This is a genomic window from Moraxella sp. K23 (assembly GCF_041154765.1).
Classification (GTDB): domain Bacteria; phylum Pseudomonadota; class Gammaproteobacteria; order Pseudomonadales; family Moraxellaceae; genus Faucicola; species Faucicola tetraodonis.
In genome coordinates this window covers 476,167-501,844 of sequence record NZ_AP031595.1, presented here as the reverse complement: position 1 = coordinate 501,844, position 25,678 = coordinate 476,167, and the positions used below count along the sequence as shown (strand labels likewise).

At 44.5% G+C, this 25,678-nt stretch carries 25 protein-coding genes; 10 read left to right on the top strand and 15 right to left on the bottom strand.

Annotated features, from left to right (window positions below):
- Window positions 1–59: 59 nt before the first annotated feature.
- Both miaB and ACAM37_RS02220 read left to right on the top strand, forming a co-directional pair.
- The gene (miaB, locus tag ACAM37_RS02225; protein WP_099834345.1) at window positions 60–1,526 is read left to right on the top strand and encodes a tRNA (N6-isopentenyl adenosine(37)-C2)-methylthiotransferase MiaB; all 1,467 of its coding nucleotides are present in this window, start codon (window positions 60–62) and stop codon (window positions 1,524–1,526) included.
- 4 nt (window positions 1,527–1,530) lie between these two features.
- Entirely contained in the window at window positions 1,531–1,845 is a 315-nt protein-coding gene (locus tag ACAM37_RS02220; RefSeq protein ID WP_099834346.1) for a hypothetical protein, read from the top strand.
- 10 nt (window positions 1,846–1,855) lie between these two features.
- On the opposite strand, the gene ACAM37_RS02215 is transcribed toward ACAM37_RS02220, so the two are convergent.
- The 3 genes from ACAM37_RS02215 to gspE are packed head-to-tail and all read right to left on the bottom strand — an operon-like array spanning window position 1,856 to window position 3,863.
- Window positions 1,856–2,056 (bottom strand): hypothetical protein, encoded by a 201-nt coding sequence (locus tag ACAM37_RS02215; protein WP_065253323.1) that lies wholly within the window; start codon window positions 2,054–2,056, stop codon window positions 1,856–1,858.
- Window positions 2,046–2,312, bottom strand: a complete 267-nt coding sequence (locus ACAM37_RS02210; protein ID WP_050324716.1) for a BrnT family toxin — start codon at window positions 2,310–2,312, stop codon at window positions 2,046–2,048. Before ACAM37_RS02210 ends, ACAM37_RS02215 begins: the two co-directional genes overlap by 11 nt.
- Before the next feature lie 45 nt (window positions 2,313–2,357).
- On the bottom strand, window positions 2,358–3,863 hold the full coding sequence (gene gspE / locus ACAM37_RS02205) for a type II secretion system ATPase GspE (protein ID WP_369626431.1): 1,506 nt from the start codon (window positions 3,861–3,863) through the stop codon (window positions 2,358–2,360).
- Between the two features lie 173 nt (window positions 3,864–4,036).
- Here gspE and ACAM37_RS02200 point away from each other — a divergent pair, with 173 nt between their 5' ends.
- Together ACAM37_RS02200 and ACAM37_RS02195 are read left to right on the top strand one after the other, a co-directional pair.
- Window positions 4,037–4,888: a thiazole synthase gene (locus ACAM37_RS02200; RefSeq protein WP_256999041.1), complete on the top strand. Its 852-nt coding sequence runs from the start codon at window positions 4,037–4,039 to the stop codon at window positions 4,886–4,888.
- Between the two features lie 28 nt (window positions 4,889–4,916).
- The gene (locus ACAM37_RS02195; RefSeq protein ID WP_007116976.1) at window positions 4,917–6,275 is read left to right on the top strand and encodes a WS/DGAT/MGAT family O-acyltransferase; all 1,359 of its coding nucleotides are present in this window, start codon (window positions 4,917–4,919) and stop codon (window positions 6,273–6,275) included.
- A 72-nt stretch (window positions 6,276–6,347) separates the two neighbouring features.
- Here the strand turns inward: ACAM37_RS02195 and ACAM37_RS02190 are convergent, their stop codons facing one another.
- The 4 genes from ACAM37_RS02190 to ACAM37_RS02175 form a co-directional block, all read right to left on the bottom strand.
- Window positions 6,348–7,076 (bottom strand): amino acid ABC transporter ATP-binding protein, encoded by a 729-nt coding sequence (locus tag ACAM37_RS02190; protein ID WP_143351114.1) that lies wholly within the window; start codon window positions 7,074–7,076, stop codon window positions 6,348–6,350.
- A 115-nt stretch (window positions 7,077–7,191) separates the two neighbouring features.
- The gene (locus ACAM37_RS02185) at window positions 7,192–7,863 is read right to left on the bottom strand and encodes an ABC transporter permease subunit (RefSeq protein WP_050324714.1); all 672 of its coding nucleotides are present in this window, start codon (window positions 7,861–7,863) and stop codon (window positions 7,192–7,194) included.
- Entirely contained in the window at window positions 7,860–8,606 is a 747-nt protein-coding gene (locus tag ACAM37_RS02180; RefSeq protein WP_040404072.1) for an amino acid ABC transporter permease, read from the bottom strand. The genes ACAM37_RS02185 and ACAM37_RS02180 overlap by 4 nt, the downstream gene beginning before the upstream one ends.
- Before the next feature lie 136 nt (window positions 8,607–8,742).
- Window positions 8,743–9,822: a glutamate/aspartate ABC transporter substrate-binding protein gene (locus ACAM37_RS02175; protein WP_096489271.1), complete on the bottom strand. Its 1,080-nt coding sequence runs from the start codon at window positions 9,820–9,822 to the stop codon at window positions 8,743–8,745.
- A 368-nt stretch (window positions 9,823–10,190) separates the two neighbouring features.
- Here ACAM37_RS02175 and hslO point away from each other — a divergent pair, with 368 nt between their 5' ends.
- On the top strand, window positions 10,191–11,126 hold the full coding sequence (gene hslO, locus ACAM37_RS02170) for an Hsp33 family molecular chaperone HslO (RefSeq protein ID WP_369626430.1): 936 nt from the start codon (window positions 10,191–10,193) through the stop codon (window positions 11,124–11,126).
- A 233-nt stretch (window positions 11,127–11,359) separates the two neighbouring features.
- Window positions 11,360–11,581, top strand: coding sequence for a dodecin family protein (locus tag ACAM37_RS02165; RefSeq protein WP_065253328.1), 222 nt, complete (start codon window positions 11,360–11,362; stop codon window positions 11,579–11,581).
- A gap of 58 nt (window positions 11,582–11,639) precedes the next feature.
- Here the strand turns inward: ACAM37_RS02165 and topA are convergent, their stop codons facing one another.
- Genes topA through ACAM37_RS02150 form a run of 3 tightly spaced genes read right to left on the bottom strand, consistent with a single transcriptional unit; the run spans window position 11,640 to window position 15,720 of the window.
- Window positions 11,640–14,408: a type I DNA topoisomerase gene (gene topA / locus ACAM37_RS02160; protein WP_369626429.1), complete on the bottom strand. Its 2,769-nt coding sequence runs from the start codon at window positions 14,406–14,408 to the stop codon at window positions 11,640–11,642.
- 47 nt (window positions 14,409–14,455) lie between these two features.
- The gene (locus ACAM37_RS02155; protein WP_369626428.1) at window positions 14,456–14,956 is read right to left on the bottom strand and encodes a hypothetical protein; all 501 of its coding nucleotides are present in this window, start codon (window positions 14,954–14,956) and stop codon (window positions 14,456–14,458) included.
- Between the two features lie 8 nt (window positions 14,957–14,964).
- Window positions 14,965–15,720 carry a ParA family protein gene (locus ACAM37_RS02150; RefSeq protein ID WP_369626427.1) on the bottom strand — a complete coding sequence of 252 codons (756 nt, stop codon included), beginning with the start codon at window positions 15,718–15,720 and terminating at the stop codon, window positions 14,965–14,967.
- A gap of 241 nt (window positions 15,721–15,961) precedes the next feature.
- Between ACAM37_RS02150 and ACAM37_RS02145 the strand changes: the two genes are divergently transcribed.
- The gene (locus tag ACAM37_RS02145; protein WP_369626426.1) at window positions 15,962–16,627 is read left to right on the top strand and encodes a DUF2799 domain-containing protein; all 666 of its coding nucleotides are present in this window, start codon (window positions 15,962–15,964) and stop codon (window positions 16,625–16,627) included.
- A 256-nt stretch (window positions 16,628–16,883) separates the two neighbouring features.
- Here the strand turns inward: ACAM37_RS02145 and ttcA are convergent, their stop codons facing one another.
- On the bottom strand, window positions 16,884–18,086 hold the full coding sequence (gene ttcA / locus ACAM37_RS02140; protein WP_472826333.1) for a tRNA 2-thiocytidine(32) synthetase TtcA: 1,203 nt from the start codon (window positions 18,084–18,086) through the stop codon (window positions 16,884–16,886).
- Window positions 18,087–18,379: 293 nt separating this feature from the next.
- The gene (locus tag ACAM37_RS02135; protein WP_369626425.1) at window positions 18,380–19,606 is read right to left on the bottom strand and encodes an AI-2E family transporter; all 1,227 of its coding nucleotides are present in this window, start codon (window positions 19,604–19,606) and stop codon (window positions 18,380–18,382) included.
- A gap of 315 nt (window positions 19,607–19,921) precedes the next feature.
- Between ACAM37_RS02135 and purM the strand changes: the two genes are divergently transcribed.
- Window positions 19,922–20,968 carry a phosphoribosylformylglycinamidine cyclo-ligase gene (gene purM, locus ACAM37_RS02130; protein ID WP_369626424.1) on the top strand — a complete coding sequence of 349 codons (1,047 nt, stop codon included), beginning with the start codon at window positions 19,922–19,924 and terminating at the stop codon, window positions 20,966–20,968.
- A 170-nt stretch (window positions 20,969–21,138) separates the two neighbouring features.
- Entirely contained in the window at window positions 21,139–21,831 is a 693-nt protein-coding gene (purN, locus tag ACAM37_RS02125; protein WP_369626423.1) for a phosphoribosylglycinamide formyltransferase, read from the top strand.
- Window positions 21,832–21,900: 69 nt separating this feature from the next.
- On the opposite strand, the gene ubiA is transcribed toward purN, so the two are convergent.
- The 3 genes from ubiA to ACAM37_RS02110 form a co-directional block, all read right to left on the bottom strand.
- The gene (ubiA, locus tag ACAM37_RS02120) at window positions 21,901–22,812 is read right to left on the bottom strand and encodes a 4-hydroxybenzoate octaprenyltransferase (RefSeq protein WP_369626422.1); all 912 of its coding nucleotides are present in this window, start codon (window positions 22,810–22,812) and stop codon (window positions 21,901–21,903) included.
- A gap of 97 nt (window positions 22,813–22,909) precedes the next feature.
- The gene (locus tag ACAM37_RS02115; RefSeq protein WP_369626421.1) at window positions 22,910–23,731 is read right to left on the bottom strand and encodes a methyltransferase domain-containing protein; all 822 of its coding nucleotides are present in this window, start codon (window positions 23,729–23,731) and stop codon (window positions 22,910–22,912) included.
- A gap of 19 nt (window positions 23,732–23,750) precedes the next feature.
- Entirely contained in the window at window positions 23,751–24,566 is an 816-nt protein-coding gene (locus tag ACAM37_RS02110; RefSeq protein WP_312539429.1) for an oxygen-binding di-iron domain-containing protein, read from the bottom strand.
- A 345-nt stretch (window positions 24,567–24,911) separates the two neighbouring features.
- Between ACAM37_RS02110 and tsaB the strand changes: the two genes are divergently transcribed.
- A complete protein-coding gene (gene tsaB / locus ACAM37_RS02105; protein ID WP_369626420.1) occupies window positions 24,912–25,583 on the top strand; it encodes a tRNA (adenosine(37)-N6)-threonylcarbamoyltransferase complex dimerization subunit type 1 TsaB in 672 nt (223 codons plus the stop codon).
- Window positions 25,584–25,678: the final 95 nt, after the last annotated feature.

The following is a 25,678-nucleotide window of genomic DNA, read 5'->3' as shown; positions in this document are numbered from 1 at the left end:
TGCCAAAAAAATCTGTTATAATTAAGGGTTTATTTTAGGCGAAACATTTAGGTGTAGTCATGACAGTTGCTACTTTTGACCCAAAAGCACAGATTTCCAAAACTCAAAATTTGGTAACGCCAACGCTAGCGGCGAGTGTTGAACCCACCAGGCCACCAGCAGATACTCGTGTCAAACGCGTGTTTATCGAGACCCAAGGCTGTCAGATGAATGTGTACGACTCTGAAAAGATGGCAGATGTGCTAGGCGACTCCCATGGCATGGTGCTGACGGACAATCCTGAAGAAGCCGATGTGCTGCTCATGAATACCTGCTCGATTCGAGAAAAAGCGCAAGAAAAAGTATTTTCTGAACTCGGACGCTGGAAAAAGCTTAAAGAGAAAAACCCGAATCTGGTCATCGGTGTGGGTGGCTGCGTGGCGTCACAAGAAGGCGATAAAATCCAAAGCCGTGCCCCGCATGTCGATATGGTGTTTGGACCGCAAACCCTGCATCGCCTGCCAGAACTGTACGACCAATCCACCAAACAGCTGGATGTCAAACCCAAAAACCGTATCGGCGTCGTCGATGTGTCTTTCCCTAGCATTGAAAAATTTGACTTTTTACCCGAACCCAAAGTGGAAGGGTTTAAGGCGTTTGTATCTATCATGGAAGGCTGCTCAAAATACTGCTCATTTTGCGTGGTGCCTTACACCCGCGGGGAAGAAATCTCGCGTCCCCTCGATGACGTACTGGCCGAGATTGACAGCCTTGCTAGCCAAGGGGTACGTGAAGTAACGCTATTGGGGCAAAACGTCAATGGCTACCGCGGCGAAAAACACGATGGTACGATTTGCCGTTTTAGTGAGTTATTGCATTATGTGGCGCACGTTGACGGCATTGAGCGCATTCGCTATACCACCAGCCACCCACTGGAATTTAGCGATGATATCATCGAAGCGTATGCCAAAATACCAAAACTGGTATCCCACCTGCACCTACCTGTGCAAAGTGGCTCCAACGCTATCCTAGCCGCCATGAAGCGTAACCACACTATTGATATCTACATTGAGCAAATCCGCAAACTGCGCGCGGTGCGCCCTGATATGTATTTATCAAGCGATTTTATTATCGGTTTTCCCAATGAAACCGACCAAGATTTCCAAGATACGCTCAATCTTGCCAAAGATTTGGATTTTGACCATTCGTATAGCTTTATTTACTCCAAGCGCCCAGGCACCCCTGCGTCAGACTTGCCCGACAATGTCGATATGGCAACCAAAAAAGCCCGTTTGGCTGAGTTTCAAAAGGTGATTGTCGATTCGACTTGGGCAAAAACCCAAGGCATGGTGGGTCAAACCGTGCGTGTGTTGGTGGAGCAACATGGCGACCGCAATCCTGAATTTTTGATGGGAACGGCGGATAATACGCGAACGGTATTGTTCAAAGGCGATGATGCGTTGATTGGTAAACTGGTGATGGTGAAAGTCACACGTGCCATGAGTCCGCATTTGGTGGAAGGTGAGTTGGTTGAAGTTTTAGGTTAATATAATGGCATTTGACATGTGGTTTGATTGTGACAATGAGAAAATCAATTGTCAAATCTCGCATGAGGACGAACGTATTTTACGTTTAGCCGAAGGTAACACTAACTTTTCAACGCTTACTTGGCTATTGGATAACTTTTATAATGACCCAGTGATTTATCCGAATGTTGCTAAATCACTGGTCGTTGAATTAAATAATTTGGCAGACTATTTTGCGAAAAATAACCGTAAGCAATATATCACTCACTGTCAGAAAATCGAAAACTTTATCCGTTTGTCAATTGAAAAAATGCAAGTTATTCATTGCATCAGTGACTAAAACACATAATTTAAACAGTAGATTGTGTGTGAATTTTCATCGCCATTACTTGGCGAATCATTTCACTGATATGTTTTTTAGTATCATCATCTTGGGTTGCAAGCCAATCACTCACATCTTTATCCAGCAAATGCTGTTGTTCTCGCAACCGATTAAGATGAGAAATTTGTGTCGCTCTTTGAGCATTTGAGAAATCGTATTCAGTTTGCATATTGTTTTTCCTCGTTTTTGGTTGCTTTTCGTGCAGATATTAACCGAATCATATCATCATTATCCACATAGCAATAGACAACAACTAATAAGCGATTTGCCATTCCTAATAATACAAATCTTGGTTCATCTTGGTCAAAATCTTCACGTACTAGCGCATTCGGGTCAAGTAATGCAATTTTTGCTTCATCAAAACTTACACCATGTTTGATTTTATTACTCTCAGCTTTATTTTGGTCAAAAGTTATTTGTATCAATTTAGCGACCTATATTCATTTTTTCATTAACACTAGAAAAATATATCACATCTCTTTTTCTTTCGTCACCCTTAACACTTCTTCCAGCGTGGTTTTCCCTGCCAATACTTTTTTGAGTCCATCGGCACGAATTGACGGTGTTTTGCTGCGCGCATAGGCTTCTAACTCAAACTCGGCTGTTTGGCTATGAATCAGTTGTCGCAGTTTGTCATCGACAGGCACCACTTCATAAATCGCAGTACGTCCCCGAAACCCTGATTGATTGCACTTCTCGCAGCCCACAGGTTTTGGCAGTTTAATCTCTCCGACTTCGCCTATTTCAGTAAAAATTTGACTTTGAAATTCATCGGCGGCTGTCCACGTGTGGCAATGCGGACACAAGGTACGCACTAGTCGCTGTGCCACCACGCCAATGAGGCTTGATGACAACAAAAACGGTTCAACCCCCATATCTTGTAGCCGCGTCACCGCACCAATCGCGGTGTTGGTATGCAGGGTCGAGAGTACCAAGTGACCTGTGAGTGACGCTTGCACCGCAATTTCCGCAGTCTCTAAATCGCGAATCTCCCCCACCATCACCACATCAGGGTCTTGGCGTAGCATGGCTCGCAAACTACGGGCAAAGGTCATGTCCACTTTATTATTGACTTGGGTTTGCCCGATACCATCTAGCTGAAATTCAATCGGGTCTTCAGCGGTCAAAATATTACGGGTGTTATCGTTCAAATCCGTTAAAGCCGCGTACAGCGTCGTGGTTTTGCCCGAACCTGTCGGACCTGTGACAAGAATAATGCCATGGGGGCGATGAATTAAGTGTTTAAGCTCGCTATAATCATTGTCTGACAAACCCAAATAGGTCATATTTAACCGACCCGCTTGTTTATCCAAAAGCCGCATCACTACACGCTCACCAAAATTTGATGGCAAGGTCGACACCCGCACATCCACTTCTCGCCCAGCCAGACGTAATGAGATGCGTCCATCTTGCGGTACCCGTTTTTCAGCGATATCGAGTTTTGCCATCACTTTAATACGCGACACCAGTAGTGGTGACAGTTCCCGTTTTGGACTGACGATTTCTTTAAGCACCCCATCTACCCGAAAGCGCACCGATAGCCGTTTTTCAAAGGTTTCGATATGGATATCTGAGGCGTTTAGGCGGATGGCTTCGGACAATAGTGCGTTAATCAGGCGAATGATGGGCGCGTCGTCTTCTTGGTCCATCAAGTCTTCCGTCTCAGGGACACTGTCAGCAAGACTCATCAAATCGGGATGGTCTTCAAGTCCAGCGGCAATATGCTGAGATTCCCCTGTGTTGCCTGCATAGACAGCGGCTAACTGCTTTTCAAAATCATCACTTTGCGCCATGGCAAAATTCAATGGCAGTGGCACCCCTGCTTGACTGGCAAAACGGTTGGCTTCGTTGATGGCTTCCATGGGGGTATCCGCCGTCATCAACAAGGTCGGCGGGGCAGTTAAATCTTGCGAGTATTGCAACAGCAGTTGATGACGTTTGGCAAAACTATAGGGCAAGGCAATCGGATTTAGCATAGGGATTATCAAATGAAATAAGCCAAGAAAAGATGCGTTCCATTGTAGCTTATCAACAGGACAAATCCTACCAAGGCGCACAAAAAGACCCTGAGACAAGCTATATTTTGTTATACTAAAGCATTTTTTACTGATTGATAACCATGACAATCAAACTCTAAAAAGGGATGACAATGACCCAAACTACTTCAACTCAAAATCCTGCGACCCAAAATTCTTCAAGCCAAAATACGCTGACCGCCCCAAACGACCTGCTACACATTGGTTCGCGCACATTTAACTCTCGTTTGCTTGTCGGTACTGGCAAATATACAGATTTGGCACAAACAGGCGAAGCCATCGCTGCCAGTGGCGCACAAATCGTCACTGTCGCCATTCGCCGCGTAAATATCGGGCAGAAAAAAGATGAACCCAATCTACTCGATGTGATTTCTCCCGAAAAATACACCATTCTACCCAACACCGCTGGCTGTTTTGACGCGGCTAGCGCCGTTCGTACCTGTCAATTAGCGCGTGAATTGTTGGATGGGCACAACCTTGTCAAACTTGAAGTATTGGGCGATGAAAAAAACTTGTATCCCAACGTCATCGAAACTGTCAAAGCCGCTAAGACCTTAATTGATGATGGCTTTGATGTGATGGTGTACACCTCAGATGACCCAATTGTTGCCAAAGAACTAGAGAGCATGGGATGTGTGGCGATTATGCCATTGGGCAGTTTGATTGGCTCAGGTCTAGGATTGCTCAACCGCCATACTTTAAGTCTAATCATTGAGCAGACCCAAGTGCCGGTCTTGGTGGATGCAGGTGTGGGTACCGCTAGTGATGCCGCCATTGCCTTGGAATTAGGCTGTGATGGCGTACTGATGAACACCGCGATTGCCCATGCGCAAAACCCTGTATTGATGGCCTCTGCCATGAAACATGCGGTGATGGCTGGACGCGAAGCCTTCTTGGCGGGTCGTATGCCAGCACGCTATATGGCACAAGCTAGCTCGCCACAGACTGGCTATTTTTTCCGCTAATTTATTATTTCACACTTAAGGACATCGCATGCGTCTGCTCACCGCCATTGACCAGTTATTCATCTTACTTGAAAATCGCAATCAGCCGATGCACATTGGTGGGCTGTTCTTGTTTGAGATTCCCGATGGCGCAAGCGATACCTTTGTCAGTGATTTGGTGCAGCAGATGGTCACGCAAAAGACGCCGCCGAGTTTTCCGTTTAACCAAGTGTTATATCATCTAGCATGGTGGAAAACCGATGAAAATTTTGAAGTCGACCATCATTTTCGCCATATCGCCCTGCCAAAACCGGCACGCATCCGTGAGCTATTGACTTACGTGTCCCAAGAGCACAGCAAATTACTCAACCGTGCCAAACCGATGTGGGAATGTCACATCATCGAGGGAATTGAAGGCAATCGTTTTGCGTTGTATTTTAAGATTCATCATTCTATGGTCGATGGGATAGCGGCGATTCGTTTGGTGAAAAAATCGCTATCAGAATCGCCAACCGAGCGTATTAGCTTGCCAATTTGGTCGCTAATGACCCGTCATCGTCACCAACTCGATGCGTTGATACCAGAAGATAAATCCATTCTGCGTGTCGTCAAAGAGCAAGCGCTGGCTATCCCACCCGCCATCAAAGCCTTAGGTAAAAATGTGGTGGAGCGATTTCACAAAGACTACATTACCACCACCCAAGCGCCAGATAGCCCCCTCAATCAACCGGTATCAAGCTCACGGCGTATCTCTGCCCAATCTTATGAGCTTATTCGTTTTCAAGCCATCGCCAAACATTACGCCGTGACCGTCAATGATGTGATTTTGGCGATTTGTTCGGGCGCGTTACGCCGTTATTTGCTCGATATCAATGGCTTACCCAAAAAACCCTTGATTGCCTTTGTACCCTTATCACTGCGCGATGACAACGATAGCGCAAGCCAACACGTTGGCAATCAAATTACCTTTATTTTAGCCAATCTTGCCACTCACCTTGCCGACCCTGTTGCACGGTTAAAGACGATTAATGGCAGCACCAAAAATAGTAAAAAACGCTTTTCACGGATGAAGCAAGCCTCGTCGATTATTTATAGTGGGGTTGCTTATAGCCGTTCAGGATTGCAGGTACTTACGGGTCTGTTTCCCGATTATCGCGGTTTTAACTTGATTATCTCAAATGTACCAGGCTCCCATCAGCCATTGTATTGGCAAGGGGCAAAACTGCAGGCGTTGTATCCTGCCTCGATTGTGCTCAATGACCAAGCGATGAATATCACCTTGTGTACTTACGTGGATAAAATCGAGTTTTGTATCGTCACCTGTAGCCAAATATTGCCCCATAGCCAACGATTACTCGCCTATATGGAAGAGGAACTCAAGCAATTTGAATCGCTCATGAACAATTAGGCTAATGCAAACTTTTATAATAAAAAACGGCAGTGACTGCCGTTTTTTAATGAAATAAACTTTATTTTATATTTAGTGATTTAAGATTTTTGACAAGAAATCTTTCGCACGCTCGCTACGCGCACCGGCAAAGAATTCTTCACGGCTGCAGTTTTCAACAATATGACCTTGATCCATAAAGATAATACGGTTGGCGACTTGGCGCGCAAAGCCCATTTCGTGGGTCACACACATCATGGTCATGCCCTCATTAGCAAGCTCAATCATCACCTCAAGCACCTCTTGAATCATCTCAGGGTCAAGTGCGGAAGTTGGCTCATCAAACAGCATTGCAATCGGGTCCATACTGAGCGCACGCGCAATTGCCACACGTTGCTGCTGACCGCCTGACAATTCGGCAGGGTATTTTTTGGCATGCGCTGACAGGCCCACGCGGTCAAGATAACCCAAGCCTTTTTTCTGCGCTTCAGACTGACTACGACCCAATACTTTGATTTGTGCCAAGGTCAAATTTTCTAAGATGGATAAATGCGGAAACAGTTCAAAATGCTGAAATACCATCCCTACCCGGCTACGTAGTTTTGGCAAGTCGGTTGCTTTGGCGCCGACCGACATGCCATCAATCAAGATTTCACCTTGTTGAAAGGCTTCAAGCCCATTGACGGTTTTGATTAAAGTTGATTTGCCGCTACCTGATGGACCACAGATGACGGTCACATCGCCTTTATGCACATGCGCGGTACAGTCGGTCAATACTTGAAAGTCGCCATACCATTTACTGATTTTGTTGACATTAATCATGATATCGGGACTGGCGTGTCCACTGTTTGATACCAAGCCACCAAATTCGTTGAGCCAGGTGGTTTCATCAATTTTAGTAACTACTGACATGTTATTTTCCTTTATTCAATATTGATTAAGCCATGCGAAAGCGTTTGCGTAGGTGGTTGACAGCGGTCGATGCGGTTAGACTGACCACAAAATAAAACGCCCCTGCCAGCAAGATATAGGGGGTGAGTAACCCCATCAAGTCACCGCGCACGTATGAGGCTCGGAAGAAATCCACCAAGCCAATCGCAAACACCAACGTCGTATCTTGGAACAAAATAATCGACTGTTGTAGAAGTAGCGGAAACATCTTGCGAAACGCTTGTGGCAAAATAATAAAGCGCATGGTCTGACCATACGTCATACCCAAGGCTTTAGCAGCATTGACCTGTCCTTTGCCAATTGACTGGATACCCGCACGTACAATTTCAGAAAAATATGCGGCTTCAAACACCATAAATGCCACCACGCACGAAGTAAACGCGGTATCCAACGTCAAATACGTGCCCGTCACCAAGTTGTACACCATCGGTACAGCAAAATAAAACCAAAGCAATACCAACAGCAGCGGCACTGAACGGAAAAAGTTGACATACAGCTTGGCAGGCACGGCTAAAATTTTTATCCCTGATAACCGCATCAAGGCTAGAATCGTACCCAGCGCTAAACCGCCAATGATAGCTAAAAATAACACTTTGAAAGTGATCCATAAGCCACCCATCAACCCGGGCATTGCGGCTTGTAATTCCATCATATTCATGCGCCACCCCCATCGATTTGACCTTTGATGCGTAATTTTTTCTCAAGCCAAGTCATAAAATAAATCAACACCAAATTAAACAATAAATAAATAATCGTGGTAAAGGTATACACTTCGATATTGTTCTGGGTATATTCACTGATAGTTTTGGTTTGACTAATCAGCTCAGTAACCCCGACCAATGAAGCGACCGAGGCATTCTTAAAACAGTTGGTAAGCTCAGAGCTCATCGGTGGCAGAATCACCCGAAATGCCTGTGGCAAGACGATATGGCGATACGTCTGTGGCAAGGTGAACCCGAGCGCATAGGCAGCATTGGTCTGCCCTTTTGGCAATGATTCAATGCCCGTACGCACTTGCTCAACGATACGCGCCGCAGTAAATAACCCAAGACCAATACTTGCCGAAATCACCGCCGAGGTATTTGGGTCTAACTCCTGAAACCACCATTTTTGTAAGGCAGGTGTCAGCCAAGTAGGTGCCACATAAAACCAGAAGAATAACTGTATTAATAGCGGAATGTTACGAAAAAAACTCACATAAGCCGTACCAATCGCTCTAGCAGTTTTATTTGGTAAAGTACGCATAATACCTAAAATCGTACCGATAATTAAGGCAATCAGCCAGCCACTCCCACCAATGACCAACAGCCATTTAAAGCCTGTTAATAGCCACTGCCAGTAGACTTCATTGCCTACACCTGTTGGTTGCAGCAACACGCCCCAATTCCAACTATAATTCATTGCCACCCCCAAAATCCTGTCTAGCAAATTGATTTACCCAAAAACTAAAACTGACGTAACCACAATTGATAGGTGATGACGTCAGTTTTATGTTGGATAGTAACCTTCCTAACCTAGTTTGTTGTTATCCCATCAACTAAGGTTTTGTTGCACTTGCAATTGCATTGCTTGCAGATGCCACAGCGGTTGCCACATTACTAGCGCCCGTTGCTACGGCGTTGACGGTAGCAGATGCGGCTGCATTAGCAACGTCTTTTGGTTGCGCGCCGTCATGTGGGTTTGCTAACAAGTCTTTTAAGTTGTCAGACATTTGGAAGTTCATATTGATGTTTTTTGGTGGAATCGGTGACATGAACCATTTTTTGTAGATGTCGTTGATTTCACCTGATGAATAAGTCGCAACCAACGCATCATCGACTACTTTTTTGAATTCACTATCGTCTTTACGCATCATACAGCCATAAATTTCATACGATTGTGGGGTACCAATAATGACCCATTTGTTTGGATCTTTGGCTTTGGCTTTTTCACCCGCAAGCAGTACGTCATCCATCATGAAGGCTGCCGCACGACCGCTTTCTAACATCAAGAAAGATTCGCCGTGGTCTTTGGCAGAAACGATGTTAATGCCCATTTTTTTGTCATCGTTGAGTTTTTTGATAAAACGCTCAGAGGTAGTACCTGCGGTAGTCACTAAGGTTTTGCCTTTTAAATCCGCAAAATCTTTGATGCCTGAATCTTTAGCGGTTAATAAGCGAGTACCAATCTCAAAGAAACCGTTTGAGAAAGCCACTTGTTTTTGGCGCTCTTCATTGTTGGTGGTTGAACCACACTCTAAGTCAACCGTACCATTTTGTACCAATGGGATACGGGTTTGTGAGGTTACGAGGTTGTAACGCACTTTGAGGTCTGGCATATTCAATTGTTTTTTGACTGCGTCAACAATTTTTAATTGGAGGTCATGAGCATAACCCACAGGTTGGTTTGGCGTACCTGCGATATAAGAAAATGGAATTGAGGAATCACGGTAACCCAGTACGATTTCCCCTGATTTTTTAATTTTATCGAGCGTTTTTTCACCAGTAGCCGCTGCCGCTGGTTGGCTACCTTCAGTCCCTGCCGCTTTGTTGTCGCTGGCTTTGTTACAACCTGCAAGACCTAATGCCATAATAGCAACAGTTGCTAAGGCGATTGGCTTTTTAGAGATTAAAATCATCCTATGATCCTTGTCGTATGATACGTTCTTAGTTAATCTTTTCGCTGTGTGGCATTCAATGCCAAATCGAGTAAAAAGACTCCCCCCATCTCTTTATGCTTATCCTTCCCTGTCCTTCATCATCTCTCATTGCACCTATTAAAATTTGGCAAAACCTTGCACAATGACTGATAAAAAATAGTTTAGGATACTCAAAAGATTTAAAATGTGTGTTTATAGTAATTTACTTTTCTGTGTTGTGACAATAGATTTACAAAAAATATTTTTTTCTTTATCGACAATTTTTTTACCATTTTTTTGCTATTTTGTATTTTATCCCCATTTATAGCTCAATAAATTGATTAAAACTCACTTAAGATAGGTTATTTATGACAACAGCGACTCAAGTACTTCACGATTTTGATATGCGCCAACGTTTTTATTTTGAGAAAAGCCCTGTACGCGGTGACGTGGTACGCATCAATGACAGCCTGCAGACGATATTGCAGCAAAAAGATTACCCAGTTGCCCTGCAAAAACTACTTGGGGAAATGTTGGTTGCGGCAAGCTTGCTGATTGGTACATTAAAAATCGAAGGTCGTCTATCCATTCAATTACAAAATTCAGGTGCAGCCGCGGATACTGAACAGGACAGCTTAACTTGGGCGATGGCAGAGTGCGACCACCAAGGTCACATTCGAGGTCTTGCAGAGTGGACAGGCTCGTGGCAATCCGCACAAACGGCAAATGATGCCTTTGCCAAACTTGGTAAAGTGGGTGAAGGGGTGTTATTTATTAATATCCAACCCGATGCCACGTATGGCACACAAGCAGAAGGCTATCAAGGCATCGTTGAGCGTGTGTCAGATAACCTAGCTGATTGTTTGGCACATTACCAACAGCAATCCGTACAGATTCCTACCCTAATCAACTTGGCTTGTGATGGTGAGCAAGCGGGCGGTATCGTGCTGCAGTTGCTACCACGTACCACAGAAGAAGAGTATGAGACGGTGGATAATGACTTGTTCCCCCGCTTAAAAATTTTAACCAAAACGCTAAAAGCTGAAGAATTAACCACCTTGCCAGCTGATGAGATTTTATATCGCTTGTATCATGAAGAAGACGTGGTGACGGCTGAGCCTATGCCGTTGACCTTTGCTTGTACTTGCTCACAGCAGAAAAGTGAATCGGCAATTTTTCAGTTGGGCAAACCAGCTGCATTAGAAATCGCTAATGAGCATGGGGGCGCGGTGGCGTTAGATTGTGGTTTCTGCGGACATGTTTACCGTTTTGATCACAAAGATATTGAAATGATTTTTGCTTAATTTAATGGATTGCATAGCTACTTTTACATCATTTAAAATAGCGCAATATTGGTTACGCTTCTAGTTGATGTGATAGCCAAAACTAATACCAAAGTTACAAGTTAACTTTGGTATTTTTTTGCATATTTGATAAGTTATAAGCATCAAGTTTGCGATAACTTAAGTTAAACTTGATAAGTTTTAGATTAAAAATTAATTAGGAAAATAATATAATAGAAAATAAGGATATCGTTATGTCAGTGGCAAAAAATATTGAAATTAGTAGCAGCTCAACGGTAAGTTTTGAAGATGCGATCAAAAAAGGCATTACACAAGTCAACAAAACGGTTAATAACGTGGAAGGTGCTTGGATTAAAGAGCAAAAAGTACGCATTAGTGATGGTAATATCACTAGCTATAACGTGATGATGATTGTTAGCTTTGTAATTGAAGATGACAGCACTGATTTAAAATAAAGATTTTATTTATCCATAAAAAACCCTAGCATAGGCTAGGGTTTTTTGTTAGTTGCCATTACTCTTCCACCCATTTGCCTTTTCGATAAACCAAGGCAAATTTAGTCGCTTTTCCGTCTTTTTCTGAGCCGATATATTGCTCTGCATTTTTACGACTCCAACGCAAAATTGTTGGATTGCCCTCATTGTCGGTATCTGGCGCGGTAAATAAATACTGGAATTTATCTTCCAACTGATCTTGTATCGCGCGTAACTCTGACAGTTTTGGTGGGCGCGTCTCGCGCACTTTAGGAAATTTTGACGCTGCCAAGAATAACCCTGCTGCCCCTTCACGCAAAATATAATGGTCATCAAATTTTTGTGATTTGAGTTCTGGCATAGGGATTGCGGTCATGCGTGGCGGCGCTGCATCGCCATTTTTGAGCACTTTACGGGTGTTATTGCACTGCTGACAGGCAAAATAGGCACCAAAACGCCCAGTTTTAAGCACCATTTGCCCATCGCATTTATCACAAGGTATGGTAGGCACATCGTCATTGCCTGCGGTTTCAAAGACGCCTTTTTCTAATAGATAGCCATCACAGTCAGGATTGTTACCACAGACATGGAGTTTTAACCCGCCATCGACGATATACCCATCCATCGCGGTATGGCATTTCGGGCAGCGTTTTTTCTCAAGTAGCGCTTGTATCTCGTCGTTGTTGTCCGCGTCGTCCTCACCGAGATTTTGGCTCTCTTTACTGGTTTGGCTATGAAAGGCTTCCACAGGCATCAAATTTTTGGTGCCTTTACAACGCTCTTTGGGGGGTAAATTATAGCCGGTACAACCCAAAAACACCCCTGTAGAGCCTGTACGGATCTGCATTGGGCGCTGACATAAGTCACAATGGATATCTGGGACATCGGTTGGGTCATTGGGCTTCATGCCGTCTTCGTCTTTGGCACGCTCTAACTTGCCTTTAAAATCGCCATAAAAATCATCCAGCACTTTTTTCCAGTTTTGCTGACCTTCAGCGACTTCATCTAGGTTTTCTTCAAGCCCAGCGGTAAAAGTATAGTCCATCAAATGCGGAAAGCTGTTAACCAATCTGTCAGTGACAATATCACCCATTTTTTCGGCGAATAAACGTTTGTTTTCTACCTTGACATAACCACGTTCTTGAATGGTTGAGATGATAGCGGCATACGTGGACGGACGACCAATCCCACGTTTTTCCAGTTCTTTGACTAGGCTTGCTTCAGTATAGCGTGCCGGTGGCTTGGTAAAATGTTGGGTAGGCTCGATACTATCGACCACCAATTTTTCCCCAATTTTTACATCAGGTAATAGATTGTCTTCATTTTTGGCCGGGGGCTGTACTTTGGTATACCCATCAAAGGTCATCACCCGACCTTTGGCTCTAAGCTCAACCTCACCAGCATTGACAATCAACGTCATGGATTGGTACTGCGCAGGTGGCATCTGACACGCCACAAACTGGCGCCAAATCAGCTCATATAAACGCTGGGCATCGCGCTCCATGTCTTTTAGCGAGGCAGATTGTACAAGTACGTCTGAGGGGCGAATCGCTTCGTGCGCTTCTTGGGCGTTTTGCTTGTTGCCATACACATTGGGCGATTTTGGGACATATTTTGTGCCGTATTGTTTGTCGATAAAGCCGCGCACACTGGTGAGTGCATCCGCTGACAAAAAAGTACTGTCGGTTCGCATATAGGTGATATGACCTGCTTCATACAGGCGCTGAGCTAGCATCATGGTTTTTTTGACAGGGAAACCAAGGCGGGTACTGGCGGCTTGTTGCAGTGTCGAGGTGATAAAGGGTGCAGCGGGTTTTGACTGGGTGGGTTTTTCTTCCCGATCTGCTACGATAAAATCGGATGTTTCAAGCAATGCGACAACGGCATGGGTCTGTGCTTCGTTTTCTAGCGACAGGGGTTTGCCCGCTTTTTTTACCGCTTCTAGGCGAATGGTCTCTTGTTTGGCTTGCTGGCTGTGGGTATTACTGTGGATTTCCCAATATTCCACTGGGGTAAAAGCACGAATTTCACGTTCACGCTCCACCACTAGACGCGTGGCGACAGATTGTACTCGCCCTGCCGATAGTCCGCGCGCTACTTTTTGCCATAGCAATGGCGATACCATAAATCCTACCACACGGTCTAAAAATCGTCTGGCTTGCTGCGCGTTGACACGGTCATAGTTTAGCTTGGTGGGGCTTTTAAAGGCATTTTGAATCGCGTTTTTGGTGATTTCGTTAAATACCACACGGCTGTATTTGTCATCACTGCCGCCGATGACCTCTTTGAGATGCCAGGCAATCGCTTCCCCTTCTCTATCCAAGTCGGTTGCAAGATAAATTTCTTTGGCGTCTTTGGCAAGGGATTTTAATTCTTTAATCACTTTAACTTTGCTGGGTAGAATTTCATAATGTGCCACCCAGTCGTGCTCGGGGTCAATCCCCATGCGCCGTACCAAGGCTTGCTGCGCTTTTTGCTCTTTAGTGAGCTTGGTATCCGACTTATCGTCGGTTTTTGCTGCGCCAGAACCCGACACAGGTAAATCACGCACGTGCCCCACACTAGAGCGGACGATAAAATCATTTCCCAGATACTTATTGATGGTTTTGGCTTTGGCAGGGGATTCCACAATCACCAAGGCTTTGCCTTGCCCCGACGTTTTAGGCGCTGTTTTTGATGCTTTTGATGCGGCTGTTGATTTGGGCGCGGCGGCTTTGGTTGCGGCTTTTTCAGCGGCTTTGGTGTCTGTTTTTGTATCAGCCGTGTCCGTGGTTTTGGTTGATTTTCTCGCTGTCGGTGTTTTACTCATGTTGGGTTCACAAAATCATTAAAAAGGGTAAGTTAAAATACGAAAAGTTAGTTATTCTGCACCAATTTGGCATAATCATGCAATTTACTTTTTAACATGATTAGGTCTTTTTCGGTGGTTTCAAGTTCTGATTTCATGCCCAGTTGGCTATTTTCTTGCCAATAAATACACACAAAATTGGCTTTACAGCTTAAACCTTTAATGGTTGTTGCGATGGCGTCCGGCAAATCCACCTCCCGATTATCGAGCGCAAAATTAGCGGGATAATGCCCGGTAAAGGGTCGCCATTTGCCCTCAATCACTTGATAATCACAGGGGCGCATCTTCGCGTCCTCAATCACCACGCCGTATTGCGCCATCATGCCTTTACCGCGTTCACCTGTATCGCCGATAATCCAATCAGGGCATGCGACCAGTTTTGGCTGCACGCCGACGCGTCTGGCTGCCATGCGCAGATTATCACGCATGGTCTCGCGAGCAGAGGGTTTTAACCCCATGATACTACCGATAATAAACACCCCGATGGCGATGGCTATCCATATTCCCATTGATTATATCACTCGTACCAGCTGCTATTTTTGGATTTTTTAGATGAGGTTTTTGCTTCAGTTTTGGTGTCAGCTTTGTTTTCGGCTTTGGCGTCAGCTTTATCAGTCGGCTGCAGCTCGGAAGCTAGCATATCCATAATTGGCTGCCACTGGGCTTGAATGTCTCGATACGGTTTTTGGCTTTTATCAAAAATCGTCAAGCCGCGCTCTGCCAAGGCTTGATAAATACTACGCTCAGATAGCCAAGCCAGTGGCTGCTGCCCAATATCAGTAAAATACGCCATCAGTTTTTCGGTCGGCTCATTGTCCTGCATCAATTGACTACGCACGCGATTGGCAACCAGATAAATATCGACTTTGCCTTTGCGGATACGTTTGATGTCTTCTAGGCTTTTTAAAAAGCGTTTGGTACTATCAATATCAAAGAAAGCGGGTAAAACAGGAATTAAAATTGCCTTGCACTCGGCAATCAGCTGTTCGGCTTTAGTGCCTGATAACGCACCTGGGGCATCAATAATCAGCCAGTCATTTTTACCCAAGGTTTTTGGGATATCACCGATATCATTGCTATCGCGCCAGTCAATACCGATAATGGCAGGTACGTCCGCTGGGCGCATTTTTAGCCACTGTAGGCTTGATTTTTGGGGATCTGCATCTGCCAATGCCACTGTTTTGCCTTTGTTTGCCAATGCCGCCGCTAGACTGACCGCAATCGAGGTTTTACCACATCCCCCTTTTTGATTGGCGATTAAAATTTTTTGCATGACCCTCACCCTGTTGATAAAAAATTAATGCAATATCACCACATTAACTCAAAATTTTGACCCTGTTAATTTGACGCTATTCATTTGGTTGTATTAAGTAGCCTAACAAAATTTTAACCATTGATAAATGCTTTTATATAAATAATCTGCTAAATTAAAAAATATCAATTCATTAACGGTTTGATCGGTTTAGCCAGTTTTTGACTGGCTAATAGCGACTTTAAACTTCAAAGGTACCACCATGACGATGCTTTCATTCATAGAGACCTATCACCCAGCAACCACCTCAAAAAAAATGCTTGGACTGTTTGCTATCACTGCCTCGATGACAGGTTGTGCTACCTTGGGCGGCGGATTAACACCCACTCAGTGCCAACAAAGCAATTGGCAAACCATTGGTTATCAAGATGGTTTACTGGGTCGCAGTCAAGATTATATTCAAAAGCATATCAAGCAATGCGCTAAAGCCAATGCTGTACCCAACCAGCAACAGTGGCGACAAGGTCGTGAAGCAGGGTTAAAACGTTATTGCACACCGCTACGTGCTTACCAGTTGGGACGTGAGGGCTATGACTACAATGATGTATGCCCACAATCGATGACGCTTGATTTGTTAAAAGCGCATGACGAAGGTTATCTCAACTACCAACGTGAGCAAAGGCTAAATCAACTGTGGTACAACACCGACCCATTTTGGGGCTCACCCTTCTATAGTAATCGTTTTGGTGGTTGGGGCGGTTTAGATAGAAGGTCACGTCCGTATTATCCGCGGAGTGTACCTAACAACCGCTATCCAAAATACACTGATACCCATCAGCCTACATCAAGCCAACCTGTAGCGCCTCGCCCTGTTATGCCAAGCCCCGTTACCCCTAGCAATGATGCAAACATAGGGTCAAAAAAATAATCGCGGCTAAGATAAAAACAACGTGACAAACTTATCTTGAAATTTTGTTTTGAAATCTCGTTGCACAATCTCATTGAACGATGGAACCCGATGCGTCATGACAATAATTTATAGGTTAAAACTAAAAAAGAAGTTCGGGTGTTTTTAACCGAAGTTTTTTATTAAACCAGTAGCTTATTAAATCAACCGCTTATCACCTCAATAGCTTAACCCATTACAGCAGCCAAAATAGCCGTGTGCTTGACCCGCTTAGTTATCAAATCAAAGGATTGATTGTCGGTATTTTTTGGCTCTCAGCGTTTTGGCTGGCATTGGATTTTTGAGGCGCTTTGGGTTTTTGAGACCCTTTGTTTTTCTGAAACTGGGTGGGGTCAAAAGTTTGCACGCTTGGGGCAATCGGCACCCCTTTTTGCTGCAGCTGCTCATCAATCTGCCCCGCTTGGATGTTTTCCCCTTCAAATACACGGATATGCTCATCACGCTGTAACTGCAAATTTTCAAAGTCAAACAACTCACGGTCAGCCAGCTGTGACGGTGCGACATTTTGCATCGCGCCAAAAATTGAATCCAAACGATTCGGGTATTGTTGGTCCCATGCGCGCAGCATGTCATTAATCATCGCCCGTTGTAGGTTTTCTTGGCTGCCGCACAGGTTACAAGGAATAATCGGAAACTGCTTGTAGTTGGCATATTTGATAATGTCTTTTTCTTCCACATACGCAAGCGGACGAATCAAAATATTTTGCCCATCATCCGATAGCAGTTTTGGTGGCATGGCTTTGAGACTACCGCCGTGAAATAAATTTAAGAAAAACGTCGCCATGATATCATCACGGTGATGACCGAGTGCCACTTTGGTTGCACCGATTTGTTTGGCAAATCCATATAACGAACCACGTCGCAGACGTGAACACGCAGAACAGTAAGTTTTACCTTCTGGTACGATTTGCTTGACCACGCTATAGGTGTCTTTTTCTAAAATATAATAGGGAATGCCGTGCTCGGTCAGATAGTTGGGCAAAATATCTTCAGGATAGTCAGGTTGCTTTTGGTCAAGATTGACGGCAATCACATCAAACTGAATCGGTGCTATCTTCTTTAAGAACAATAAAATATCCAGTAAGGTAAAACTGTCTTTACCGCCTGAAATACACACCATGACCACATCACCGTCTTCAATCATGTTGTAGTCACGAATCGCCCAAGAGACCAGCTTACGTAATTTTTTTTGTAGCTTGCGAAAACGCGCGGATTTGATGTCATCGCCTTTGCTGTCACCTTTAGCATCGCCCCAGCTTTGCTGCGCTTCATTGTTTAACGCTTCGTTTTCTAAAGCATCACTGTCTGACGCCTCACCACCCCAATCATTATCATCAAGCCCATCTATGTCACTATCTAAGTCTACGTCACTCTCTAATAGTTGGGCTGATAATTGGGGATTTAATTCAACAGCAGGCATGGTTGCTGCTGGGCTTACAGAATTGTTTGATTGCATAAGATACCTAACTGATGATAAACCGATAAATAAACCTATGATGACGCTATCGCCTATCAACGACGCGTCATTTATTGGAAAAATTGCAAATAAAAAAAAGCATTTAACGTAAGGCAGACCAACTCCTCACAATAAATGCTTGATTGAGCGTATCTATAACCGCCTATCAGATAGAAAACAGAAAACGCCTATCACATAGTCGGCTATTATACGGCAAAATTGCGCGCTTGTAGTCATTTGAATGACATCTTGCTGTTTTAGAAGATATTTTTTATCCGCGTCATCCAACTGGTATTTTCTTTTTTCATTTGCGCCTCGATTTGTTTTTGCTGCTCCTCAAGCTTGATATCCATCAGATTTTTTTCTTTAAATAAACCATATTGGGCATCGCCTTTATAAAACTCAGTTTCACGATAACTGTCATACGCATGTTTGAATAGCACATTGAGCACAGCGGCGAGCGGCAAAGCAATCAGCATACCGGCAATGCCTGCCAGTGCCGCCCCGGCAAGTACCGCAAATATCACCCACAATGGTGATAAACCAATTTTATCACCCAACAATAACGGCTGCAAAACATAACCTTCCACCGCCTGCCCTACCATAAAGGCACCGACAATTAGCACTAAATGTACCCAGTCCACGCCAAATTGAAACAGCCCTGCAATAATCGCCGCAATAAAGCCAAGGGTAAAGCCAAGATACGGCACAAAACTTGCGATACCCGCCATCATACCGATGATAAGACCGACTTTAAGTCCAATGAGTTGTAATTGCACCGCGTACACCATACCGAGCAACACCATCACCAGTAGCTGACCTTTGATAAATGACATTAACGCTTCATCACTTTCTTTGGCGATACGATAGACCGATGGAATATAACGGTTGGGAATCATATGACGCATTTTTACCAAGCGCTCATCCCAATTATATAAAAAATAAAACATCAAAATCGGCACCAGCACCACAATGCCCGCCACGTTGATTACATTCATGCCTGATAACATTAAATTGGTAAAAAATGAGCGCGCATCGGTGATATTGTAGTTTTCTTTGAGATAATCCACCAAGCCTTTGGACATATCACGCACTTGCATGGCAGGCAAGCGTATGGGGGTGTGAGAACGCACCCAGCCTCGCAGCGTATTGTTATAATAGTCAATTGCCGTTGGTACATACTTCCATGCCGATTGTAACTGCTCCCACACCAGCGGAATGAGCCACCAAAGTATCAATCCAATCATCAGCCCAGTGGACAAATATACCAGCAAAATCGCCACCCAGCGGCGAATGTGTGCCTTGTCCTGTAATTTTTGCACGAGCGGATTAATCGCATACGACAAAATAAATGCTACCAAAAATGGTAAAATTACCGATTGCAATTGATAAATGATATAGCCTATTGCAACCAAAAATAGCGATATAAATACCCGTTTGAAAAACACATCTTTCGTAAATCGATAAGGGAATGGGTTGTACATAGGTTCCTCAAAAAAGCCAAATACGCCAAAAATATAAGGGTAATGTCAAATAAAAGACGGTCACTGCCATCGTTGTATTTTTGACTAATTTTAGGTAATTTGACAAAAATAGATAGCGCAAACTGCACAACTCATACAAATATTTAAAGCTATGTTATAACGCCCTATCACATTTGTGGGGTTAGAAGGCATCATTAATGATAAACAGCCTAATGCTAGCCAGCTAGCAAAGCGATGGATTATTTTTCTTTTTGATGGGAATTTGGGTATAATGCGCGTATTACTTTTCCCAATGATTCTGGCGATAGGAAGACCATGACTACACAACCCACTTCGTTAAGTTATAAAGATGCTGGCGTCGATATCGATGCTGGCGAAGCGTTAGTTCAGCGCATTAAATCAGTTGCCAAAGCAACTAGCCGCTCTGAAGTCGTCGGTGGTTTGGGTGGATTTGGCGCCTTGTGCCGTATTCCACAAGGCTATAAATCCCCTTTATTGGTCTCAGGGACTGATGGTGTCGGTACCAAACTCAAACTGGCTTTACAACTGCATCAACATGACACCATTGGTCAAGACTTGGTAGCGATGTGTGTCAATGACCTGCTAGTCTGTGGCGCCGAGCCGTTATTTTTCTTGGATTATTATGCCACAGGAAAACTGGACGTCGATACCGCGGCAACGGTTATCACCGGTATCGGTGACGGCTGTAAATTGGCAAATTGTGCGCTCATCGGTGGCGAGACGGCTGAAATGCCGGGTATGTACCAAGATGAAGATTATGATTTGGCAGGTTTTTGTGTGGGCGTCGTCGAAGAGTCGGAAGTTATCACGGGTAAAAACGTTGCCAACAGTGATGTATTAATCGGTATCGCCTCTAGCGGCGTGCATTCAAATGGTTACTCACTGGTGCGTAAAGTCATTGAAGTCAGCGGTGCGGATGTTGCCACTGAACAATTAGACGGCAAAGCATTAAAAGACATGTTGATGGCACCGACAAAAATCTATGTCAAAGCCATTGGACAACTGCAAAAAACCTTGGGCAACGCAAGCTTGCATGCGATGGCACATATCACCGGCGGCGGCTTGACGGAGAACCTACCACGCGTATTGCCCGACCATTTGGCGGCGCAAATTGATGTGAAATCTTGGACATTCCCGCCTGTATTTGCTTGGTTGCAAGAAAAAGGCAATATTGCGCAAATGGAAATGTACCGCACTTTTAACTGCGGTGTGGGTTTTGTCGTCGTGGTACCGGCAGATAAAGCAGACCAAGCCATTGCCTTACTCAATGACCAAGGCGAAACCGCATGGAAATTGGGTGAAATCGTTGAAAGAACAGGCGATGCGGTAACCTATCGCTAATGTTATCCGCGACTCAATCGGTTACTTTACTATTGGGCTATTTTACCCTTAATTTACCCTTAAGCTAATTTACCATTGAGCTAGTTTACCCTTGCGTTAATTTAAAAGGTGCGTTTTTACGCACCTTAGTTTTTCCAACCTATTGCTTTGCTATCCTTATGAAGTTGAACATGACAAACCCTACCCCGTTAAAAATTGCCGTCCTCGTCTCTGGCAGTGGCAGTAACCTGCAAGTATTAATTGATAAGCAGCTACAGCAACTATTGAACATTCAAATCGTGGGCGTGATTAGTAATAAAGCCGATGCCTACGCGCTTGAGCGCATCCGCCTTGCCAATGAGCAGCAAGCTAATATTGCAACCGCAGTGATTGCGCGTGACGATAATGGCAAAAAATATACCCGTGTCGGTTTTGAACAACGGGCACTGCAAGAATTGCGCGCGTGGCAACCTGATTTGGTGGTGTTGGCAGGATTTATGCGGATTTTAACGCCGCTGTTTATTGATGGTGTCACCAGCAAGGATGGATTAAACGTGCCGATGATAAATCTGCACCCGTCACTGCTGCCCAATTATAAAGGCTTAGATACCCATACCCGCGTGCTACAATCTGGCGAGCGCTATCATGGTTGCAGCGTGCATCTGGTAACGAGCGAACTCGATGCAGGGGAAGTCATTGCCCAAGCGGTGACCTGCGTCAACGCGGCTGAGAATGCTAGCCAATTACAACAGCGCGTCCATGCGATGGAGCACCAATTGCTGCCTATGGTAGTGGGGTTATTTGCTGAGCGGATTATTTCGCTTAACAATAACCAACTCACCAACCGCCTTGGACTCAATTTGCCTATGAAATTATGGTTATAGTCAAATTATGGCTCTAGTCAAAAAAAACGCCTACAATCAAATTTAGGCGTTTTTTATGTGTATCACAGTTTACCCTCGAAGTGCCCATACACTCAATATCACGATTAGCAAAAATACATAGCGCCCTACCCACACGTTATCTAAAAATGCGTTAAAGCAAAGCTTGCGGTCATAGGTAAGACATTGTTTATTTTGTCGATAAAACATGGCAACGATAGGTAACAGCGCCAATACTGAAAGCGCGCCAAAATAATGCCAAAACACGCCCGCCAAACTGAGCAAAAACACCCCTTGAAGTAGGCTAATTATCAACACATCGTGTTTACCAAATAAAATCGCGGTGGATTTGACCCCGATTTTTAAATCATCCTCACGATCTGCCATCGCATATTGGGTATCATACGCCACCGTCCAGCACATATAGCCGAAAAACAGCAGCCAACACCAAATATCAACCTCGGTCTGACCTGTTAATACTTGCGATACCGCAACATACGCCATCGGAATCGCCCAGCCGAAAGCTGCCGCCAAGAATACTTGCGGCAAATGGGTAAAGCGTTTCATAAACGGATAGATAAACGCCAACGCCACCGCACCAAATGACCAAATAAAAACCTGCACAGGCAAAAATATTAATAGCGATGCACTCACCCAAGATAAAATTAAAAACGTCCAAACCGCTTCTTTACCCGTCAAGCGACCATCCGCCAGCGGTCTACCTTTGGTTCGCGATACATGACCATCGACTTTTCTATCAGCAAAGTCATTGATGGCACAGCCTGCCGCTCGCATCAACACCGCACCTGTCGCAAAGATTGCCACCACATGCCACGGTGGGAGTTGCTCAAATCCTTTTGCCGCCAAAAAAACCGCCCATAAAGTCGACCAAAACACCAGCTCAATGCCCACAGGCTTATCAAAGCGGGTCAAGTGAATATAGGCTTGTAGCTTATCTTTAAAAGACAGAGTGTGTGTAGTCATAGCATGTTTAATTAAACTAATCAAAAAGGGGGATAAAGTTGATGCTAGTGTAACGCTAAACGTTAGCCAAATCGTCGATAAATTTGTTACCTTAACTTTACAGCTGTAAGCCAATCATCAGCAGCTCATAATCCAGCCCAATCGGCGATTGGTCTTGCAAATAGCGTCTAAATGTCGCTGTATCGATGCTGTCTTTGCCAGAGACGGCGCCGCCCATTTGCTTGAGATTTTTTAACAGACTTTTTAAATTGTCATAAGAAAAAGCAAACGATTGCTCGGTGTGATAAATTAGCGTGCCTTGCCGCTGTTGCCGCAAGGTCTCTATCGCCGCTAGCCAAGCGTGACTGGATAAAAAATCAAAAACAGGTAACTTGGGAAAGCGCTGACGGACTTCATAAAAAGAGCCTGCCACCGGAATCGCCAAATGCAGCTGACCTTCGGTTTTAACAATGCGCCCAAGCTCTGCGATAACACTTGGTGATGTCCAATGAAGGGCAAAACTACTCATTACCAAATCGGCAGATTGATTTGCCAATGCCATATCTGCCATATTGGCGCAGAGCGCTTGGCTGTGCAGCATCATTGGGGACTTTGGTAGCGACGAGACTGGGGTAGATGACAGTGGCATCGACAAAAGATGCTCGACTCGCTGTTGCCAAATTGCAAGCATACTGGCAGCAGTATCGACGCCATATAACTGAGCGGAAGCTAACGCTGCGTTTTGTAGAAACTTTGACATCACTGCCTGAGTCAATTTTCCTGTGCCACAGCCCACATCAACCATGCACATATCGGTTACGCCAGTATGGTAACGCACAATGAGCTGCGCCAAGTGCTCTGCCACCTGCGATTGAATCGGTGTGGCGGCATCGTATGAGGTGGCAAATTGTTCAAAAACAGGGGTGACTCTAGAGGACATAATTGACTAAAACAACAAATCAGTTAACTTTAACACTATTAATCAGCCCTGCATAGTCATAATCGTCTTGTGTGAGCAAATCAACCCCGCAAGGCAAATTGCCTATCCAATCCAAAAAGCGATTAATCATAGCTTTGCCAACAAAAGATTTGCCATGCTGCGGCACAATCATCTCGACATCTAACTGTCGAACCGCATCTGCCCAAAAGCGGGTGACTTTATTACTGACCATGTAGCGCTGATGAAATCCTCGCATGGTCGGAATATGCGCGTCAAAATCTTCCACTGGCACATTCGCATCACCCAACAACGAAGCCCCCATATCGCCTGAAAATAAAATTTTGCTGATGGGGTCATAAAACTGAAAATTACCTTCTGAATGCAAAAAGTGCGCAGGCAAAGCAAATAACTGGCTTTTCCCCAAAGGCAACACCGCGCCTTCATCTGGTAGCGCAATCAAGCGCTTAAGATACCCTTCTTGCAGACGGTCAGTGGTAAACGCGGAGTTAAGATGCGGTAAAAAACGCTCCCACAATCTTGAGATGACGATATTGGCTTGGGTATGCAATAGCCAACGCGGCAATGACGCAATGATATCGGGGTCTTGGTGTGAGCCAATCACATAGCGAATATGCCTTATATCCGTATGTTTGAGTAGTGCTAGGGTGAGCGGCGTATAGGTCAAATCCCCACCTGGGTCAATAACCGCGCCGACAGTTTCCTCATCTGAGTGCAAAATTAAAAATTGATTGGACTGAATACCGTCACCTTTTACCAAATCACTAAACATAATGCACTGATGCTTGCCATTATCAAAAATTATTTTACCGCTCATAACCTATCTACCCATTTAACCGACAAATAAAACTTAAACTACTGATAAAAAACGCTATCACACACGCTATAAAATTGTGCAGCAAAGTGACTTTGAGGGACTTTGAATGACTTTGCAAACCATTGTTAACCGTTCGTTATTTGCCTCAATAAACTGTCTTTAAACCCTTAAAAATAGTAAGGATTATAGCACTTTATTGACGGGGTTGAGGGCATTTCTGCTTAAATCCATGTTAACTAAATTATGCTCAAATTTGTTTTTAGTGGTATCATACCAAGCAATTTTTTAGGCAAAATTTGTGTGCTTTAAGCGCATGATTGCTGCAAACGGTAAAGGCAATTTGTTATGATTTTGGCACTTGAAAGTGTATTTGACCAATGCTCGGTGGCATTCGTGGATTTAGCAGGTAATGTCATCGCTGAACAGACCCTGACGGGAAATCGTCTGCAAACCCAGCAAATTTTGCCGATGATACAAGCGCTGATGACGGCATCATCGATTGATTGGTCACAACTGACTGCGATTGCTTTTAATCGAGGTCCCGGGGCTTTTAGTGGCATACGCATTAATACGGCGGTAGCGCAAGCCATCGCCTTTGCCCATGATTTGCCTTGTTTGCCGGTATCAAGCCTGCAAGCTGTCGCCCAATCGGCATTTGAACTACACCAACGCCCTCACGTATTGGCGCTGACAGATGCGCGCATGAACCAAGTGTACGCAGGTGAATACGCCATGAGGGATGGCATCATGCAGCTTGTGGCAGGCGCTACTGAGCATTTGCTTGATTATGACAGTGTGATAGACAAAGACTTAGCCTTAGTAGGGAATGGCGCAACCTTGGTCAATGCGCAGCTAGGTCAAGCCATCTTTGCCGATATTCGCCCCTCAGCGATTATCATTGCCAAACTTGGGCTAATCTTGTACCAGCAGCACCAATCCGTCCCTGCTGAGCTGGCGTTGCCAGTTTATTTAAGAAATAATGCGTGGAAAACCCTAGCCGAACAACAAAAGGCTTAATTTATCGGCTGATTACTCATGTTGTGTTAAGTTTGACTCGCTACCCTTTACCTTGTTATAAGCGCAAAAATTGTTAGCTTTGACTGTTAATAACT